This is a genomic window from Tamlana crocina (assembly GCF_012037625.1).
In genome coordinates, this window is the sequence record NZ_JAAVJS010000084.1 from 1 (window position 1) to 631 (window position 631).

General features: G+C 50.4%; 1 protein-coding gene. It reads left to right on the forward strand.

Translation table 11 applies throughout. The features are described 5' to 3' along the window. On the forward strand, positions 1-631 hold a 631-nt coding region (locus tag HC176_RS15725), incomplete at both ends, for a HAMP domain-containing protein (RefSeq protein WP_167919934.1).

Here is a 631-nt window from a genome sequence, read left to right on the forward strand (position 1 = left end):
AGGGGTGGAAGGAAAACTGGGAGGACAGGCAGATGTACCCGATGTTGCAGGAACCTGGAAGGATCTTACGGTGAACGTAAACACGATGGCTTCCAATCTGACAGCCCAGGTGCGGGAGATCGCCGGAGTAGCAACTTCGGTTGCAAATGGTGACCTTTCTAAGAAGATCTCGATTAACGTAAAAGGGGAGATCGCAGAACTTAAAGACACTATTAACCAGCTGGTGGATTCCCTGAATATTTTCTCTGATGAGGTAACCCGGGTGGCACGGGAGGTAGGAACGGAAGGTAAACTGGGAGGTCAGGCGAAAGTGCCCGATGTTGCCGGAACCTGGAAGGACCTTACCGATAATGTAAATACCATGGCAAACAACCTGACCAACCAGGTACGGGAAATTGCCTCGGTAACCACTGCGGTAGCACAGGGAGACCTTTCACAAAAAATTACTGAAGAAGGAAAAGGAGGAGAAGTATTGGTCCTCTCGAACACGATCAACAGTATGGTTGATTCGCTGACGCTCTTTGCGGCAGAGGTAACTCGTGTGGCAAGAGAAGTAGGTACCGAAGGAAAACTGGGAGGGCAGGCAACTGTACCAAGTGCTGCCGGTACCTGGAAGGATCTTACCGACAAT